The organism is Chryseobacterium sp. CFS15, assembly GCF_031118795.1.
Taxonomy (GTDB): Bacteria; Bacteroidota; Bacteroidia; order Flavobacteriales; family Weeksellaceae; genus Chryseobacterium; species Chryseobacterium indoltheticum.
Genome location: NZ_JAVHYL010000017.1, coordinates 1 through 16,926, shown reverse-complemented (window position 1 = coordinate 16,926; position 16,926 = coordinate 1). Strand labels below are relative to the sequence as shown.

The following is a 16,926-nucleotide window of genomic DNA, read 5'->3' as shown; positions in this document are numbered from 1 at the left end:
AGAATTAAATTACTCATTTAAGAATAAAATATTTTCAGCTTCTTTTTCACTTTTAGTAGGGTAGTAAATCTCTTTAATTTGATTATACCAAACTGATTTTTCAAATTTTGACTTGTTGATTGATGCTTTGACAGAGTTTGAATAATAAACTTTACTGTTGATTAATAACTTAAATCTTATTTTAGTTTTAAAATTTCCGTTATATTTTTTTGAATTTAAAGCGATGACTGCTCCAGATTTGAGATTAATTTTTTTGAGATAAGATACTCCACAATCGGAGTTAACCCAAAACTCAATCGGTTTCCAGTCTTTATCTTGAGTTAAAGCTTCCTGAATAAGAGTTAGTTTATTATCTTGAGGAATAAGTTGTAAATCTTTTTTCCTATTGTTTTTCACATATATAGAAAATACCGAGTCATTTTTAATCTCAGCAAATACCAAAATTGAATCCTTACTATTTTTGATAAATAGCTTTTCTATCCTTGAATCTGATTTAAATAACTCGTTAATTTGATTCTCATTAAAAAAAAGTTCAGTCTGTATATTTTGAGAATATATAGTGAAGGATAATATTATAGAACAAAAAGTAAATAGTTTTTTCATTATTTGTGAAATGTTGGTTAGCTTTAATTTTAAAAATCAAACCCTTTTTCCTTGAGTTTTGTTATGTTAAAATAAACTCCGGGCAATTTATATTTGTCTTTTTCTAGAGCTAAATAATCACAATCGCCGGTTAAGCTCTGCGAATCAATTTCTAACTTCAACATATTCATCACAACATATTCGTGACTTACAGCAATTACATGAAATCCTGATGCACAATCTCTTCCGTCTCCCGAGCTGAAAATAGCGCCGAATAAACCATAAAAATTTTGAGAAACCTTGTTTGCCATCGCTTTATTACCATCTAAATGATAAATGTAGCCAAGAAAATTCATCACACGCAGATTGAGAGGAAACTCTTTTAGTGAAGCATTCGATATTTTTATAATTTCTGCGTAATCAGATTTTTTTAAATCCTTACTTTGAAAATATGGGATAAGCTTTTTATCATTTTCTGAAGTTTTATACGGATGATAGTCTTTCTGAAAGGTATATCCAAAATACAAATGTCTGTATTGATCACTGGTAATCAGCGTGTCATTTGCTTTCAGTTTATCCATCAATTTCGGATAATAATATTCTGAATCTTTATTCTCAATATTTTTCTGAATGGCTTTATAGTCCGGAGCTTCATATTCTTTTGTTTGAGAATAAATAAAACCCGAGACAAAAAGTAGAGAAAAAAATAGGATATATTTTATCATGATGCTTTAGAATATTTTAATTTCTATTTTCTCGTACTGCTCGAATCAGTTTTTCATTTCTCTTTTCAGCTCGTGAATTTTGTAATGATAAAGCAGCCCAAATTGCTGCCGGAATCCAGCCCAAAATGGTAATTTGCAAGATAAAACAAATAATTCCTGTAATGATTTTTCCTCTCACAATGAAGGATAAAAATGGAAGTAAAATAGCAAGTAACATGGTTTGAAGTTTTTAAATTAATTGATTTCTAATGTGAATGCGGATCAAAATATGCCTTGAAAGTAAGCGGATTTTCACTCATATTTTCGGCAGTTTCCAGATATTCATGATATTCTTCGGGATTTATTCCCATATCCACCATTACGATCGCAAGATTGGTGTACAGATTTTTATCTTCCGAACCCAAATCTAATGCTCTTTTTAAGACTACAAGAGCATTTTCATACTCACCCGAATCACATAAAATAGCTCCGAGATTAATCAAAGCAGATGTGTTTTCAGATTCTATAGATAAAATATCTTCTAGTTCTTTAATTAAAAGATCGTTGATATCATCCCAATGATCTTCATTTTCCCATCTTTTTGCCTGAAGCTTTTTTACATTTTCTAATCTTTGGGTAATGTTATTCATGGCGTAAAATTACGAAATTGTACATACTTATTTTCCTTTAACCTGCGTTTTCCGAACAGCCATTTCGGAATTTCATCGGTTACCAAAAAAGGAATCACAATATTATTATGATTAAGATTGTTGAAGGTTGTAAAGATCAAATTTTTATTGAAAGAAAGTTTGTCGTACAATTCAACGCTGCCAATATATGGGTTTTCATCATCATTTTTACCATGAATTAACCAGATATTTTTTTCTTTAATTTTAGTAAGATTCGAAAAATCAGGAACCGAAGCCACGGAAACAATCGCAGCAAATGTATCAGGACTCAGATTCATAAGATTTTGGGCAGTCGAACCTCCCATTGAATAACCAATCAGATAGATTCTGTTTTTATCAATATTCGGATATCCTTTTTTAAGAGCTTTAATTAATTTCAGTAAAGCAAAAACTTCTTCAGATGGTTTTGAAACCTGAATACCGTCTTTATTAATCTTATAATTTGTAGAGCGTTTATTAAATTGTGGCGCTACAACATAGCATGGAAACTTTTCATAAATTTCATCCCGCAGCCATATTTTAGCAAATGGCTCAAGCTGATTTTCATTATCATTTCCGATCCTTGTGGAATTATGAAAGGTAATAACCAAAGGATATTTTTGATTGATGAGGTTATTTTTAGGGATTAAAAATCGATAAGGAATTGTAATCTCATTTTCTGCAAATGTTTTCTTTTGAAACGCATTGGTGTTTAAACTGTTTAATAATTTTCTGTTGTTTAAAAAAGTAAGCGTATCAACTTCCGTTTCCCGAAATTCTTTCTTTTGTGCAAAAGCTTGATGGATGGCGAAAACTAATAAAAGAATTATTTTAAATTTCATAACTGGTAAGATTATTAGAATGCAAAAAGTTAGTTGGTTTCCGATTTATAAACTGTTTTCTGGATTGCTGCAATTAAAGCTGTTTCGTCCGCTTTTGTTTCATCCAAAATTTTAAACAGAAACATAATCTATTGTAATTTGAGGTTTGTTTTTCTTGAAAATAATGGAAAATATTGCGAAAAGTAAATGTGAATTTATGATTTATTGAAGTGGTAGCTGTACTTATTTTATTTTTACCAAATAGTTTCAAAATATTCGCAAACAATTTTCATTTCTTCATTTGGTTTTTCACCAAATTTATTCATTTCTTCAGTATAATAATCCCAATGAACCTTTTTCCAATATTCTAAAGTTTTATTACCTTCACCTTCAAGTCGAGCATATTCAGGTGTAATATCTTTATATTTTACAATTTCGACCTTTGTTGTTCGAATAATTGCTTTAGGATTTCCATTCCAATCTGTAACAATGGCAATATCTCCAACTTTTGGAAGTTCTTCTTTATTTTTTTCAAACCACCAAACGGATGGTGAAGTTGCTTGTTTTATTTTTTTAACTACTAAATCGGCACATTCATCTGCATCCTTTTTATTTCCACTTTTCTGTCCATTTCTTTTCGTTTTCTGTTAATATTTCTGTGTTTGGTTCATAGTTTGGATTTGAAATGTACCAATCCATTTTTTTGTAAAAATTATTCAACTCTTGATTTTGAAAAACATAACCACGTCTTGCGAAAGGTAAATTCTTTAAAATTTTTCTTTGTAAATCGTTCTTTGGTTCATTTATATTTTCTTCTTGATAATAACTGAAAGGAATATATTCTAAATTTTGAATTCCAATATAATTTTGAGCGTAAAGAAATAAGTCTCCGTTAATCTTGAAATTCTTTTTTTGGAAAATTAAATTTCCTTTTTGTAAATGGAATTTTGTTGCATCATTTTCAATAAATGAATTTTTAACGCCTTTAACGTCTTCTGTTTTACCAATTCCGTTTAAAAGCCATTCATTTGCGTTTTTGTAGAATGATTTATTGATAGAGAACGTTTCGAATTCGCCAATATCAATAATTAATGTAAAATCATCTATTTGTTTGTTTGCCCAACGATTGGCGGCAGTTAATACATATTCAAAATCATAATTGTAGTCAATTGAACCTGACAAGTCGTAGTTGTAGGTATGTTTTATAATATTGACGCCTTTTTTGAAATTTGCTTCAAAATGATACACGTAATAAAAGTCAACATAATTTACACTTGTATTATCATCGAATTTAGGAATGCCTTTAGATTTTATTTTCCCGTTTTCAGTATATAATGAATCAGAAACATAAGCAACATTGTATTTTAAAATATTGTTATTTAGTTCTACTGTAAAATCTCTCATATACGGATGGTGTCCATTTTTTGGCTTTCCATCAACATCACCTTCAGGCGAAAAAGCTTCGAAACCAACAGTTAATTTTTTGTCTTCGTTTGGATTAAAAAATTCATAGTAAACAGTTACTTCTATAAAGTTATTTCTGACTTTTTTAAGCGTCAAAATTTCTTTTTTGACAGTAATTTCTGTTTCATTGATTGGAATGAGTTGATTTCCTTTTGCGAAAAAAGCTCCGTCATTTGCAAATACTGAATAATTTATAAGTATCAATAATATCGTAAAAATGTCTCTTGTCATTTGGTGTCGGTTTTTTCTAAAATCTCTGCTAACGTTGCGGGGCTTGGCGATGGTGGGGCAATCGAAGCACAAATTTTCAACTAAAATATAAATTTCGACCGAAGCACAATGCTTCATTTAAGCACTGAACCCGCTTTTTTGCCAAACGCCTGTTATGCGGTCGGCTTTCTTTTCTGTCGTCTATTTGTCGAGTGGTTTCCATTGTCCTTTTGTGAAATAAACGTTGTTAAATTTCGGTGAGTAAAATACTAAATAAAAGCTCCAAGCACTTCGATAAGTTGTCGGGTTACTTGTTATAATGTGGTGAGTTGGTTGCTCCATATTTATTATCAGTCGTTCCGAGCTATATGGTTTGGTCGTTGTAATGGTCCCACGATATGTTTTTAATATTTTTTCTTTATCTGTCACGTGAAAGTATATAGAGTCATTCTCTTTAATTTCAAATCTAAAATTTTCGTATTGCCAGTCCGCTTGTCTGCCAGGGAAATAGTCGCGATTTACAATATACTCTCCGTAATAGTCTTTCTTTTTCAATTCAGTCTTTGCTGTCAACCATTGAGCGATACCAGAAAGCAATGCAAGTCCAAATATTCCGAGCCAAATCAGTCCAAGTGTCTTACCGAAAATTTTCTTTCTGGTCAGCAACCAGGTCACCAAGAGAATACCTGTAAATGGAACGAGGATAAAAACGAAAAATAAATTAAAACCAAATCCCATTTTCTTGTCTTGTTAGTTGTCCGTTGTGTCATCTTTTAAGCTGACGCACAACTTCCAAATTTACGCATTGCGTCAATCCAATTTATATAACATTCGCAAAGCTAATTTTGAAATTAATTTTATTTTTAGTTATTGTGTTGGTTTTTAATTGTTTATGTGAAATTTTGTTGAAAATGTTTTTCGGATTGACGAATGTTTAGTATTTTTGGTTAAAACATACATTGATGAAATATTCTCAAATATTCAGACAAAAACTTGAAATTGCAAGGTACAGCGAATCTACAATCAAAACTTATATCTCTACTTTAACTTCATTTTTCAAATCAATTGATGGTATTGCCATCGAAGAAGTGAACGAAACTATTGTTGAAAAGTATCTGTATCATGAGATAAGGGAGAAAAATATTTCGCAATCATTTCAAAAACATATTTTAGGAAGTATTAAACTGTTTTATGAAATAATGTTTAGTAGAAAATTTTCTCTGTCACATTTATATCCAAAAAGAGTAGAGCACCAATTACCAAAATATCTCAATAAAGAAGAAATTTTAAAAATGATTGGATTAACTGAAAATTTGAAACATAAATCGATGATAAGTCTCTTATATGGATGTGGTTTAAGAGTAAGTGAATTAATTAATTTAAAAATCACAGATATAGATTCAAAATCTGGAAGAATCTCGATAATTCAGGCTAAAGGAAAAAAAGATCGCTATGTAATGCTGCCAAAATCTGTATTGCCGTTGCTTAAAGAATATTTTGAAAAGTATTTTCCACAAACCTATCTCTTCGAAGGCGGAAAAAATGAAAAATATTCACCCCGAAGTGTTCAGCAAGTTGTAAAGCAGGCGGCTTTAAAGGCGAAAATACAAAAATTGGTAACACCTCATATCCTACGCCACAGTTTTGCAACACATCTTATTGAAAATGGTACCGACATCATATATATTCAGGAGCTTTTAGGACATAACAGCGTGATGACTACTCAAATTTACACGCATATTACAGATTTAACCATAAGAAAAATTCAAAGTCCTCTAGATATTAAATTTTGAGAACTTTGAATTTGAATGATTTACCCAAATGCCCTCTTCAACAAACTCTCCACTTTCGGCTCACTTCCTCTGAAATTTTTATACAATTCCATCGGATCTTTCGTTCCGCCTGAAGAAAGTAAAATTTTAAATTTTGCGGCAGTTTCAGGATTGAAAATTCCGGTTTCCTTAAAATATTGAAAGGCATCGGCATCCAAAACTTCCGCCCATTTGTAAGAATAATATCCCGCGGAATATCCGCCCTGGAAAATATGTGAAAAGCTTGGGCTCATCGCTGTTTCAGGATTTGCAGGATACAATTGCGTTGCTTTCGTATAATCATCTTCAAATTCTTTTACACTCTTATTCTCCAACTCTGCAACTTTGGTATGATAATTCATATCGAGCAATCCAAAACCAAGCTGTCTCATCGTTTGATAACCTTCCATAAAGTTTTTCGACTGTTCGATTTTCTCAATTTTTTCATCAGGAAGAACTTCTCCTGTTTTATAATGTTTGGCAAAAGTTTTTAAAAATTCCGGTTCGTAACAGAAGTTTTCCAAAAACTGAGAAGGCAATTCTACAAAATCCCATTTCACAGAAGTTCCCGAAAGATTTGGATATTGGGTATTCGCTAACATTCCATGTAAGGCATGACCAAACTCGTGGAATAAAGTTGTCACTTCCTGAAACGTCAGTAAACTCGGCGTATCTTTCGTCGGTTTGCTAAAATTACAAACGATAGAAATATGCGGACGAGAATTTTCACCGTCTTTTTGATATTGATTTTTGTAGCTCGTCATCCAGGCTCCCGCTCTTTTGCCTTTTCTTGGAAAATAATCGACGTATAAAAGAGATTTGAAAGTTTTTTCAGGATCGTGACTTCCATCTTCCAACTTCTCGCTTCCAGCCTCAAACACCTCATACACTTTCACATCTTCATGATATTTCGGAATGTCATTTCTTTCCTTAAAAGCCAATCCGAAAAGTTGTTTTGCCAAACCAAAAACAGCTTCCTGAACTTGATCTAAAGGAAAATATGGCTTTAATTCCTCATCATTCAGATCATATTTTGCTTTACGAAGTTTTTCGGCATAAAAAGCATGATCATAACCTTGCATTTCATCAATTCCATCAGCTTTTGCTAAAGCTTTTAATTCTTCGATTTCTTTTTCAGCGTAAGGTTTTGCTTTGGTCAATAATTCATTTAGAAAGTCAATTACTTTCGTTGGCGATTTTGCCATTCTTTCTTCCAGAACATAATCTGCGTAATTCGTATAACCTAATAATTCTGCCTTTTGCTGTTTTAGATTGAGAAGTTCTTTTATTAAATTCTGATTGTCAAATTCTCCACCGTCAAAAGACTTTTTGCCATTTGCCAACGCAATTTCTTTTCTCAATTCACGGTTTTCAGCATACGTCATGAACGGAATATAGCTTGGATATTGCAATGTCACAACCCAACCTTCCAGATTTCTTTCTTTAGCCTCTTCAGCATATTGTTCGATAATTGCTTCCGGAATTCCTGCCAAATCTTCTTTATTGGTGATATGTTTGAAATATTGATTGGTCGAAGCCAACACATTTTGCCCAAACTGAAGGGATTTTAAAGATAAATCCATGCTGATTTTCTTTAACTTTTCTTTGTCTTCTTCGTTTAATAAAGCACCGCTTCTTACAAAACCTTTATACGTTTCATTCAAAAGCATTTGCTGCTCTTCGTTCAGATTATATTTCTCTTTTTGGTCATAAACTTTTTTGATTTTATTGAAAAGAGCTTCATTTTGAGAAATTTTTGAAGAATATTCGGTTAAAATTGGTGAAACTTCCTGAGCAATTTTCTGGAGCTCATCACTTGTTTCTGCCGAATTTAAATTAAAAAATATATTCGAAGCTACATCAAGCTGTTCACCCGAAAAGGCTAATGCTTCAATGGTATTTTTAAAAGTTGGTTCTTCCGGATTATTAATAAGAGCATTGATTTCTTCTTCAGATTGTTGAATTAATGCTTTGAAAGCAGGAAGATAATCTTCATTTTTTATTTGATCAAAAGGTGCTGAATGATATGGTGTATTGAATTTTTCTGTTAAAATATTCATTGACGTATTTTTAATTGATGTAAATTTAATTATTTGATTTGAATTAATTTTTTATGCGCAAAAAAGATGCCTTGATCTTCATTTGTGACAAATGTACCTAATGATGAATATTCTTGTCATAGGAAAAGATTGTCTTGTAATGAAATGTTTAATTTTGATTTTAAATTAACAGAATGAAATATTGCGTTATTCAAAGCACTTAGCTTTTTGTTTACTACCAAAAAGAACTTTAATATCTATAAACTATGAAATCACCATTAAAAAGATTTCCAAAAAAGACTGATGCAGATTGGTGATTCTATATAACGAATAAAAAACTTTAAAAATCTATATATGAAAACAATTTTAAAAATTATTGGTGGGATTGTCCTCTTAATCGTTGTGTATGCAATCATTGCAATGCTGGCTTTTGGTAAAAATTACCATTACGAAAAATCGATGGTGATGAATGCTCCGAAAGAAAAAGTTTGGCAGCAGATCGCTTCAATGAAATCTTTTAACGAATGGAATCCCTGGATGAAATTAGATAAAAACATGAAAGTTACATACACCGGAACTCCCGGTGAAGTAGGAGATAAGTATTGTTGGGACAGTAAAAATGATGATGCAGGCGCCGGATGTCAGGAAATTAAAGAATTGGTTGCCTATGAAAAGCAAAAAACAGAAATGACTTTCAAAAGACCTTTTGAAGGACAGGCGATTTCGGATATTGTTTTAACTTCCGAAGGAAATTCTACAAAAGTGACCTGGAGTATGGATACCGAACAAGAAACCTGGATGAAAATTATGAGACCGATGATGGATTACCAAATGGGAAAATCTTACGATGAAGGTCTTACTAACTTAAAAGCTTTGGTTGAAAAATAAATATAACTAATAATAAATTTCTAAAAAACTGCTTTCAAATTGTTGAAAGCAGTTTTTTATTTAAATATGTTAAAAATCTCATCTGTCAAGGTTCGATTAAAAAAAATAAGCAACTTTTTAAATTAAATATTATCTTTATGTAAAGATTACGATGTATGCAGAAGGCGATTTACAATAAAAATGAATTGCGGATTTTTGTAAGAGATATGATTTCTGGAAAAGTAAAAACGTTAGAGTTTTATTTGAATTTTACTTTGGAAGCAAGCCGCGAAATAAAAAAAACTTCAAAATACGATTCTATTCGTGAAGAAATGCAGGATGAGATTTACCATTTAGATAAGCAGATGGCCAACTTAAGAAATATGCAACAACAGATGAAGAAAGTTTTGAACTCTGAATCTGAACATGCCAAGTTAGGGTCATTAGTAATTACCAATAAAGCCCGTTTTTATATTTCTGTTTCTCTGGGTGAATTTTTCTTTGAAGGCGACCGTTTCTATGCTATTTCTCCCGAAAGCCCAATGGCTCAGAAAATTATCGGCATGAAAGCCGGCGAAGAGTTTACGCTGAATAAAATTCATCAGAAAATTGAAGAAGTGATATAAAAGAACCATGTAAAAAGTAAAAAGATGCAAGTGAGATAGCCACAAATACACTAATTTTTTTAAAGTTTTTAAAATTATATTCGTGAATTCGTGGCATAAAAAAAATCAAAAAAGTGCAACCATAAAATTTGGTAAAAGCATATTATATCCGAAAAAAACTCTCAGCTTTTCACATCTCGCTTCCATCTTTTCCTTAATTTTGTGTTCATGAATAAAGCAGAAGTTTTAAAACAAATCATAGAACAAAGAAGAAGCATCTTTCCGAAAGATTACAGCGAAACAGAAATTTCTCAGGAAATAATCGAAGAGATTCTTCATTCGGCAACATTAGCTCCTAATCATAAACGTACAAAACCTTGGCGTTTCAAAATTTTCAAAGGGGAAGAAAAAACAAATTTGGCTGTAGAAATGCAGGAAATTTACAAATCAACCCAGGCGCCACAAGTCTTTTTAGAAAAGAAATATCAGGATATAGGTTTTAAAATCAACAAAGCAGATGCAGTAATTTCTATCGTTGTTAATTTCAGCGGAATGGTTCCTGAGTGGGAAGAGATTGCTGCTGTTTCTATGGCGGTGCAGAATATGTATCTTACCTGTACAGCAAATGGAGTAGGCTGCTATTGGAGTTCACCAAAAATTGTCGACCATCTGAAAGATTCTTTAACGATCGAAGAAAACCAGAAATGTCTTGGTTTGTTTTACATGGGAAATGTTGATTAGTTCAATGTAACAATCTAATAATGTAACAATTTAACAATGTAGCAGTTTACCAATTATTGTAGTAAGGTCGTGTGTGAATTTTAGACTAATTTCATAGCCCTGATTGCAGCGACATCCTTTTTCTGCGTTGGCTTGAAAAAAGTGCCTGCGAAAAAGATATAGCGGAAAGCAGGTTCCCGGCTCCTAAAAAATTATTCTAAAACTTTTAACCGGAGTCTTTTTACTTGAAACTTTTTACTATCTTTGCACACTTAAATATTTAACCGGGACGAGTTCCCATAACATTCAAACATTATGTCAGTAAAAATCAGATTACAAAGACACGGTAAAAAAGGTAAGCCTTTCTTCCACATCGTAGTTGCAGATGCAAGAGCTAGAAGAGATGGTAGATTCATCGAAAAACTAGGTACTTACAACCCAATTACAAACCCTGCTACAATAGATTTAAACGTTGATTCTGCTGTAAAGTGGTTAAACAACGGAGCTCAGCCAACTGATACGGCAAAAGCTATTCTTTCTTATAAAGGAGTTCTTTACAAAAAACACTTACAAGGTGGTGTTGCTAAAGGAGCTTTTGATGAGGCTGAAGCTGAGAAGAGATTCAATGCTTGGGTAGAGTCTAAAGAATCTAAAGTACAAGGTAAAGTAGACGGTTTGGCAAATGCTAAAGCTGACGCTAAAAAAGCTGCTTTTGATGCTGAAACTAAAGTAAACGAAGCTAGACTTGCTGCTGCTTCTCAAGCTGAAGCTGATGCAAAGGCTGCTGAAGAAGCTGCAAACGCACCTGCTGAAGAAGTTACAGAAGCTACGGAAGAACCAACTGCTGAAGCAGAAGGAACTGAAGAAACTCAGGCTTAATTCTTTTAAAAGATACAAAGCAAAGGCACGATTTTTCGTGTCTTTGTTGTTTACAACAAAATAATCTGTTTTTACTTTTTGAAACAGATTTTTAAAAATTCTTACGTCACTATGAAAAAGGAAGACTGTTATTTATTAGGAAAAATTACACGCAGACACGGGCTTGCAGGAAACGTTATCCTTAAGCTGGATACAGACCAACCCGAGCTTTATAAAAAACTAGATTCTATTTTTGTAGAAATCAACGGTTTGCTGGTGCCTTTTTTTATTGAAAAATCTTCTTGGAGCAAACTTGATGCTTTGAATATTGCTTTTAAAAATTCTTCTGAAGCTTTGGTAGATCAGTCTTTAGGGAAAAACGTATATCTACCTTTGACAAGTCTGCCTGTACTTACCGGCAAACAATTCTATTATCACGAAATTATCGGATACGAAATTTTTGATGAACAAGATAATAGCTGTGGTATTATCAGATCAGTGAATGATCAGACAGCGCAGAATTATTTTGTAACCAATCTAGATGGAAAAGAAGTCGTGATCCCATTAATCAAAGACTGGATTCTTGAGGTAAACCGTGAAGAAAGATTCATCAAAATGCAAATTCCGGAAGGTTTGATCGATGTATTTTTGGTACCTTCGAAAAAGGACGAGTAAGATTTACAAGTCTTTTTCCCATTTATAGAATCCAAAAACTACAATTCTATTTCCAGCAGATGAAATTTCGTAGACAATAATATATCCTTTTACACTTAAATCACGTATGTTTTCATCTACGAAAAATATAGATTTTCTATTCATTTTTGGATTGTTTGAAATTTCTTTAATTTTTCTAAAAACTAACTGATTAAATTTTCTTGCGGCAGTTTTTTTTGTCTAAAGAGATATATTCTATTTGCCTTTTTAGTTTGTTTGTGAAAACAGATGTTACTTCAATTTTCATTTTCAGAAATAAAATTGTCAATGTCCTTTTCTGCCTCGTCAATGCTTATTAAATTTGATTTTCCTGATTTGTAAACTGCATAATCTTCATTTACAAGCATCTTTAAATCATCGAAATTACTATCAGTTTTATGTTCCAAAATTCCATCTACATATCTTAAAACTTGTTGTAGAATTTCTTTTGGTGCTGTTTTTAATCTATGTTGAATCTCTTTATAGATAGATTCTTCTAAAGCTGTCATAATTCGCAGATTTTTATCAAAGGTAAAAATTATATTTTTAAACACAATTACTCTCCGGCTCTTAAAAGCTCCAACCTAATCACGCCTTCAACTTCTCCTGCAATGCACTAATCTGGTCATACATTTTATTAAAAAACATTTTGCGTTCCCGGTTTCCGGAAGTATTGAGCGATTTTGAATTTTTAAGTTCATGTTCAAAATAAACCAATGTATCATTGCACGTATTTTCATCGTTGGTCATCATGTATCCAAACATATTGAAGGGAATAAAAAACGACGATTGATATTCATTTTTAAATAAAATATTGTTGCTTAAAATCACCAAATCATTGACATAGAAATTAAAATCAGGATTATGCTGTATTTTATATTCAATATTTTCTATAACACTTCTCACTTCTTCCAAAATCAACACAATATCTTTATATTTTAAAAGACCCATTTCGGAGTAGAAAGAAATCTGCATCAGAATACTCATAATCGTGGTGTCATTCCAAACTTCGGTTACATTCTGACTTTCGTACAAATCTTTCAGCATTTCATTTTTTGGCGAATGATAAGGAAGGTCAAAATCTTCAAAAGAACACAGAAATTTATCTTCGTTCAGCAGATTCATCCATACATAAAATTTAAAACGGGAAAGAATAGTATCCGAAATGGTATAAAAAAACGGAATGTCTTTCGCCGAGTAATATACTTTCGACTGATTAATGCTTTGAAAAACGTCCAAAATCTTCAGCGAACTTTCAAAAAAGTGCAGTAAATCTTCTTGTGTTTTTACAGGACGTGTTCTTTTTACAACCAATTGATTTTCTGTTCCCAAAAACTGATCAATTGAAATTTGGTAATACTTAGCCAGTTCCACCGCTTCTTCAAAACTGAATTTGGCTTTCATTGAAGTTCTTCGATGTGCTGCATCATAACTAATATTGAGAATATTGGCGATCTCGTCATTCAGAGATTTGTCGCCGATCTTCTTTCTAATTTGTTTCAATAAAACTTCCTGATTCATGGTATTTGCGATTTTCACAAATGTAGAGATTTATTTTAATTTTTTTTCGCATTCGTAAAAGTGGTTTTCAAAATTAGCTTTGAAGTATAATTTTAAAAATTTACAAAAATGAAAAAGCAATTTTTTTTAATCATGACTATTTTAATAAGTAGTTTGATGTATAGTCAGGATAGTTTATCGCATAAAAATGAGAAAGCAAAAATTTTTGGAGTTTCTCCTTCCAAAAATACTAAAAATGTAAACGGAGTATTGTTAAAATATTATGATGAAATCGATAATGAAATTAAGACTAAAAAAGTAAACGGTCTTGGTTTAGGATTTAATGGATTAGGTATCTTTTTTCCGGTTCTTCTTCTTGTAAATATAGGAAGTATTAATTCTTGGGAGATTAGTAATGCAGATTTTGAAGATTTACCTAAAAAAATGAATACGATAAACGGAATGCAGTTGTCGATAATAAATATGGAACCAACGGTAACTAATGGGTTTGAACTAAGTTTATCAAGTAATATTAGTGCTCCTTCTGTTATCAATGGAGTTTCTGTTTCGCCTCTTTACAATTTCCATCACACAACAAACGGAGTTACGGTTTCTACATTTGCTAATATTAGCAAAAAGTGTAGAGGTCTGCAGGTTGCTCTTATCAATGTATGTAAAGATTCAAAAGGCTTGCAGATAGGTTTTTGGAATGAAAATGAAAAAAGAAAATTACCTCTCATCAACTGGAATTTTAAAACTAAAAAGGAAAAATTATGAAAGCAATACCTTATATATTAATCGCAATACGCTTTCTTTTAGCGCCGATAATTTTCTTTTTAGCTTATTTAAAAGGTGAAGAATCTAGGTTTGTAATTTTAGCTTTAATGTTTATTGGATTACTTACCGATATTTTTGACGGAATCATCGCAAGAAAAGTTGGAGTTTCCACAGAAAAATTAAGAAGACTCGACAGTCAGGTAGATTTGGTATTTTGGCTCTCTTTAGGATTGGCAACATACTTTCTTAATACCGAATTAATAAAAAGTCATTGGCAAAGTATCACATTAATCTTCATTATGGAAGCCTTATGTTATATCATAAGTATTTTAAAATTCGGTAAAGAGACCTGTACTCACGCTTTTTTATCAAAAATGTGGGGATTGAGTTTACTGATTGCTTTCACTTATTTAATCGGATTTCAACAGGCAGGTTGGGCATTTCATCTCACCATAATTTTAGGAATCGTTTCTCATATTGATGTTATCTTAATTATTTTAATTCTTCCAAAATGGCAGTACGACATACTGAGTTTTTATCATGCATGGCAAATTAAAAATGGAAAGCAAAGAAAAAAGACTACATTTTTTAATTAAATTAGAAAAAAAATCATCAACGAAATAATCATTTTTAAATCAAAACGGCGTAATCATTAAAAGTTGCGCTGTTTTTTGTAAATTTGCAAACATTAATTTTTATACAAAAATTTATCAATCAACAAATGAAAAAGCAGACGATTAAAGAAGTCCTTCAGGACTACAAAAAAGTATTACATCATGACATTACAGTTTACGGTTGGGTAAGAGCATTCCGTTCAAATCGCTTTATTGCACTAAATGATGGTTCTACAATTAATAATTTGCAGATTGTAGTTGATTTTGAAAATTTTGACGAAGAAATCATTAGTAAAATTAGTACAGCTTCTTCACTGAAAGTAGTAGGAGAGGTGGTAGAAAGCCAAGGAGCCGGACAAACTGTTGAAATTATCGCTAAAAAAATCATTATTTTAGGAGATAACTTTACTGAAGAAAGAGACAAAACGATTCTTCAGCCAAAAAAACATTCTTTAGAGGTTTTAAGAGAGCAGGCGCATTTAAGATTCAGAACGAATTTATTTGGTGCAGTTTTCAGAGTACGTCATGCGGTGAGTTTTGCAATTCACTCATTTTTCAACCAAAACCAGTTCTTTTACATCAACACTCCGATTGTAACAGGAGCTGATGCAGAAGGAGCAGGTGAAATGTTTGGCGTAACCAACTTTGATTTAAACAATATCCCGAGAGATGAGCAGGGAGATATTGATTTTGCTCAGGATTTCTTCGGTAAAAAAACAAACTTAACGGTTTCTGGACAGCTTGAAGGTGAAACTGCAGCAATGGGATTGGGAAGAATCTATACTTTCGGACCAACCTTCCGTGCAGAAAACTCAAATACAACGCGTCACTTAGCAGAATTCTGGATGATTGAACCGGAAGTTGCTTTCAATAACTTGGAAGATAACATCGATTTGGCAGAGGATTTCCTGAAGTATGTGATTCAGTACGTTTTAGATAACTGTAAAGATGATTTAGAGTTCTTAGACAAGCGTTTTGCAGAAGAGCAAAAATCAAAACCTGAAAAAGAAAGAGCAAAAGAAGGCTTAATTGAAAAGCTGGAAAATGTAATTGCTAAACGTTTCAAAAGAGTTTCTTACACAGAAGCAATTGAGATTTTATTAAACTCAAAAGAAAATAAAAAAGGAAAATTTGCTTATCCAATCGAAGAGTGGGGTGCAGATCTTCAGTCTGAGCACGAAAGATTCTTGGTAGAAAAGCATTTTGAATGTCCAGTAGTTTTATTTGATTATCCAAAAGAGATCAAAGCATTCTACATGAAGCTCAACGATGATAACAAAACCGTTGCTGCAATGGATGTACTTTTCCCTGGAATCGGAGAAATCATCGGCGGATCAGAAAGAGAAGCAAGATTAGACGTTCTGAAAACTAAAATGGCAGAAATGCACGTAGACGAGCACGAATTGTGGTGGTATCTTGATACCAGAAGATTTGGGTCGGTTCCTCACGCAGGTTTTGGACTTGGTTTAGAAAGGTTGGTACTTTTCGTAACAGGAATGACAAACATCCGCGACGTCATCCCTTTCCCACGAACTCCAAAGAACGCAGAATTTTAATTCAACATTATATATTAAGAATGTCTCTGAAATCTTCAGGGACATTTTTTTGTGTAATATAAGTATTTTCAACTCTCAAACTCTCAAACTCTCCAACCCATCCATTTCTCCAACGCTCCAACTTTTTTCTTGTAGCTATTTCCGGCTTTCACTACTCGCTTTTTTGCGCCATGCTTTACCTTTTGCAGCAAAAAGAGCTCAGACATGCCGTTCAATCCGGGCTATGATTGAGTTCTTGGTAGAGCCTTTAGTTATATGTAAAACTTCGCTTTCAAAGTTTCAAATTCAAAATCCCAGATTTAGATTATTCTTTTTATAATTTAATTGGATATATACATTCAGTTGACCACACCCGATGCAGTCAGAAGTAAAGATTGAAAAGCCACAGAGTGGCGACCAGTTAATAGGATATAACAAAAACATGAGATTAAGCTCCG

At 32.2% G+C, this 16,926-nt stretch carries 19 protein-coding genes and 2 pseudogenes; 9 read left to right on the top strand and 12 right to left on the bottom strand.

All coding sequences use genetic code 11. The annotated features are described in order from the left end of the window. Window positions 1-9: 9 nt before the first annotated feature. From OH814_RS19430 to OH814_RS19395, 8 genes and pseudogenes are all read right to left on the bottom strand, one after another. Window positions 10-603, bottom strand: a complete 594-nt coding sequence (locus OH814_RS19430) for a hypothetical protein (RefSeq protein ID WP_308829303.1) — start codon at window positions 601-603, stop codon at window positions 10-12. 29 nt (window positions 604-632) lie between these two features. Continuing rightward, on the bottom strand, window positions 633-1,307 hold the full coding sequence (locus OH814_RS19425; protein WP_308829302.1) for a DUF4919 domain-containing protein: 675 nt from the start codon (window positions 1,305-1,307) through the stop codon (window positions 633-635). Window positions 1,308-1,323: 16 nt separating this feature from the next. Then, window positions 1,324-1,524, bottom strand: a complete 201-nt coding sequence (locus tag OH814_RS19420; protein ID WP_076562792.1) for a YqaE/Pmp3 family membrane protein — start codon at window positions 1,522-1,524, stop codon at window positions 1,324-1,326. A gap of 28 nt (window positions 1,525-1,552) precedes the next feature. Then, complete coding sequence (locus OH814_RS19415; protein ID WP_115621489.1) at window positions 1,553-1,936, bottom strand: M48 family metallopeptidase; 384 nt, start codon at window positions 1,934-1,936, stop codon at window positions 1,553-1,555. Then, window positions 1,933-2,796 (bottom strand): prolyl oligopeptidase family serine peptidase, encoded by an 864-nt coding sequence (locus tag OH814_RS19410; protein WP_308829301.1) that lies wholly within the window; start codon window positions 2,794-2,796, stop codon window positions 1,933-1,935. The genes OH814_RS19415 and OH814_RS19410 overlap by 4 nt, the downstream gene beginning before the upstream one ends. A gap of 233 nt (window positions 2,797-3,029) precedes the next feature. Further along, window positions 3,030-3,362 (bottom strand): annotated as a pseudogene (locus OH814_RS19405) (ASCH domain-containing protein); the annotation flags it as partial. 22 nt (window positions 3,363-3,384) lie between these two features. After that, window positions 3,385-4,470, bottom strand: a complete 1,086-nt coding sequence (locus tag OH814_RS19400; RefSeq protein ID WP_308829300.1) for a YARHG domain-containing protein — start codon at window positions 4,468-4,470, stop codon at window positions 3,385-3,387. A 180-nt stretch (window positions 4,471-4,650) separates the two neighbouring features. Further along, on the bottom strand, window positions 4,651-5,187 hold the full coding sequence (locus OH814_RS19395) for a hypothetical protein (RefSeq protein ID WP_279197196.1): 537 nt from the start codon (window positions 5,185-5,187) through the stop codon (window positions 4,651-4,653). Window positions 5,188-5,411: 224 nt separating this feature from the next. On the opposite strand from OH814_RS19395, the gene xerA reads away from it, so the two are divergent. Further along, complete coding sequence (gene xerA, locus OH814_RS19390; RefSeq protein WP_308829299.1) at window positions 5,412-6,242, top strand: site-specific tyrosine recombinase/integron integrase; 831 nt, start codon at window positions 5,412-5,414, stop codon at window positions 6,240-6,242. Between the two features lie 20 nt (window positions 6,243-6,262). Here the strand turns inward: xerA and OH814_RS19385 are convergent, their stop codons facing one another. Then, complete coding sequence (locus OH814_RS19385) at window positions 6,263-8,320, bottom strand: M3 family metallopeptidase (protein WP_308829298.1); 2,058 nt, start codon at window positions 8,318-8,320, stop codon at window positions 6,263-6,265. Window positions 8,321-8,653: 333 nt separating this feature from the next. Between OH814_RS19385 and OH814_RS19380 the strand changes: the two genes are divergently transcribed. The 5 genes from OH814_RS19380 (at window position 8,654) to rimM (ending at window position 12,024) form a co-directional block, all read left to right on the top strand. Next, window positions 8,654-9,187 (top strand): SRPBCC family protein, encoded by a 534-nt coding sequence (locus OH814_RS19380; RefSeq protein ID WP_308829297.1) that lies wholly within the window; start codon window positions 8,654-8,656, stop codon window positions 9,185-9,187. 155 nt (window positions 9,188-9,342) lie between these two features. Then, window positions 9,343-9,792: a hypothetical protein gene (locus OH814_RS19375; RefSeq protein ID WP_076562809.1), complete on the top strand. Its 450-nt coding sequence runs from the start codon at window positions 9,343-9,345 to the stop codon at window positions 9,790-9,792. A gap of 207 nt (window positions 9,793-9,999) precedes the next feature. After that, on the top strand, window positions 10,000-10,512 hold the full coding sequence (locus OH814_RS19370; protein WP_308829296.1) for a nitroreductase family protein: 513 nt from the start codon (window positions 10,000-10,002) through the stop codon (window positions 10,510-10,512). A gap of 294 nt (window positions 10,513-10,806) precedes the next feature. Then, window positions 10,807-11,370, top strand: coding sequence for a 30S ribosomal protein S16 (locus OH814_RS19365; protein WP_076562813.1), 564 nt, complete (start codon window positions 10,807-10,809; stop codon window positions 11,368-11,370). A 111-nt stretch (window positions 11,371-11,481) separates the two neighbouring features. Further along, window positions 11,482-12,024: a ribosome maturation factor RimM gene (rimM, locus tag OH814_RS19360; protein ID WP_123887089.1), complete on the top strand. Its 543-nt coding sequence runs from the start codon at window positions 11,482-11,484 to the stop codon at window positions 12,022-12,024. Window positions 12,025-12,027: 3 nt separating this feature from the next. Here the strand turns inward: rimM and OH814_RS19355 are convergent. The 3 genes and pseudogenes from OH814_RS19355 to OH814_RS19345 all read right to left on the bottom strand — a co-directional run. Then, window positions 12,028-12,225, bottom strand: a pseudogene (locus OH814_RS19355) (type II toxin-antitoxin system RelE/ParE family toxin); the annotation flags it as partial. A gap of 74 nt (window positions 12,226-12,299) precedes the next feature. Further along, window positions 12,300-12,551 (bottom strand): hypothetical protein, encoded by a 252-nt coding sequence (locus OH814_RS19350; RefSeq protein WP_308829295.1) that lies wholly within the window; start codon window positions 12,549-12,551, stop codon window positions 12,300-12,302. A gap of 79 nt (window positions 12,552-12,630) precedes the next feature. Next, window positions 12,631-13,581 carry a helix-turn-helix domain-containing protein gene (locus OH814_RS19345; RefSeq protein WP_308829294.1) on the bottom strand — a complete coding sequence of 317 codons (951 nt, stop codon included), beginning with the start codon at window positions 13,579-13,581 and terminating at the stop codon, window positions 12,631-12,633. A 90-nt stretch (window positions 13,582-13,671) separates the two neighbouring features. On the opposite strand from OH814_RS19345, the gene OH814_RS19340 reads away from it, so the two are divergent. From OH814_RS19340 to asnS, 3 genes are all read left to right on the top strand, one after another. Next, window positions 13,672-14,319 carry an LA_2272 family surface repeat-containing protein gene (locus tag OH814_RS19340; protein ID WP_308829293.1) on the top strand — a complete coding sequence of 216 codons (648 nt, stop codon included), beginning with the start codon at window positions 13,672-13,674 and terminating at the stop codon, window positions 14,317-14,319. After that, window positions 14,316-14,915: a CDP-alcohol phosphatidyltransferase family protein gene (locus tag OH814_RS19335; RefSeq protein WP_308829292.1), complete on the top strand. Its 600-nt coding sequence runs from the start codon at window positions 14,316-14,318 to the stop codon at window positions 14,913-14,915. Before OH814_RS19340 ends, OH814_RS19335 begins: the two co-directional genes overlap by 4 nt. Before the next feature lie 125 nt (window positions 14,916-15,040). After that, a complete protein-coding gene (gene asnS / locus OH814_RS19330; RefSeq protein WP_115951074.1) occupies window positions 15,041-16,489 on the top strand; it encodes an asparagine--tRNA ligase in 1,449 nt (482 codons plus the stop codon). Window positions 16,490-16,926: the final 437 nt, after the last annotated feature.

What these genes read in the sequence shown, in the direction of transcription:
- OH814_RS19430 (WP_308829303.1), bottom strand. Translation starts at nt 603, where the DNA reads ATGAAAAAACTATTTACTTTTTGTTCTATAATATTATCCTTCACTATA.
- OH814_RS19425 (WP_308829302.1), bottom strand. Translation starts at nt 1,307, where the DNA reads ATGATAAAATATATCCTATTTTTTTCTCTACTTTTTGTCTCGGGTTTT.
- OH814_RS19420 (WP_076562792.1), bottom strand. Translation starts at nt 1,524, where the DNA reads ATGTTACTTGCTATTTTACTTCCATTTTTATCCTTCATTGTGAGAGGA.
- OH814_RS19415 (WP_115621489.1), bottom strand. Translation starts at nt 1,936, where the DNA reads ATGAATAACATTACCCAAAGATTAGAAAATGTAAAAAAGCTTCAGGCA.
- OH814_RS19410 (WP_308829301.1), bottom strand. Translation starts at nt 2,796, where the DNA reads ATGAAATTTAAAATAATTCTTTTATTAGTTTTCGCCATCCATCAAGCT.
- OH814_RS19400 (WP_308829300.1), bottom strand. Translation starts at nt 4,470, where the DNA reads ATGACAAGAGACATTTTTACGATATTATTGATACTTATAAATTATTCA.
- OH814_RS19395 (WP_279197196.1), bottom strand. Translation starts at nt 5,187, where the DNA reads ATGGGATTTGGTTTTAATTTATTTTTCGTTTTTATCCTCGTTCCATTT.
- xerA (WP_308829299.1), top strand. Translation starts at nt 5,412, where the DNA reads ATGAAATATTCTCAAATATTCAGACAAAAACTTGAAATTGCAAGGTAC.
- OH814_RS19385 (WP_308829298.1), bottom strand. Translation starts at nt 8,320, where the DNA reads ATGAATATTTTAACAGAAAAATTCAATACACCATATCATTCAGCACCT.
- OH814_RS19380 (WP_308829297.1), top strand. Translation starts at nt 8,654, where the DNA reads ATGAAAACAATTTTAAAAATTATTGGTGGGATTGTCCTCTTAATCGTT.
- OH814_RS19375 (WP_076562809.1), top strand. Translation starts at nt 9,343, where the DNA reads ATGCAGAAGGCGATTTACAATAAAAATGAATTGCGGATTTTTGTAAGA.
- OH814_RS19370 (WP_308829296.1), top strand. Translation starts at nt 10,000, where the DNA reads ATGAATAAAGCAGAAGTTTTAAAACAAATCATAGAACAAAGAAGAAGC.
- OH814_RS19365 (WP_076562813.1), top strand. Translation starts at nt 10,807, where the DNA reads ATGTCAGTAAAAATCAGATTACAAAGACACGGTAAAAAAGGTAAGCCT.
- rimM (WP_123887089.1), top strand. Translation starts at nt 11,482, where the DNA reads ATGAAAAAGGAAGACTGTTATTTATTAGGAAAAATTACACGCAGACAC.
- OH814_RS19350 (WP_308829295.1), bottom strand. Translation starts at nt 12,551, where the DNA reads ATGACAGCTTTAGAAGAATCTATCTATAAAGAGATTCAACATAGATTA.
- OH814_RS19340 (WP_308829293.1), top strand. Translation starts at nt 13,672, where the DNA reads ATGAAAAAGCAATTTTTTTTAATCATGACTATTTTAATAAGTAGTTTG.
- OH814_RS19335 (WP_308829292.1), top strand. Translation starts at nt 14,316, where the DNA reads ATGAAAGCAATACCTTATATATTAATCGCAATACGCTTTCTTTTAGCG.
- asnS (WP_115951074.1), top strand. Translation starts at nt 15,041, where the DNA reads ATGAAAAAGCAGACGATTAAAGAAGTCCTTCAGGACTACAAAAAAGTA.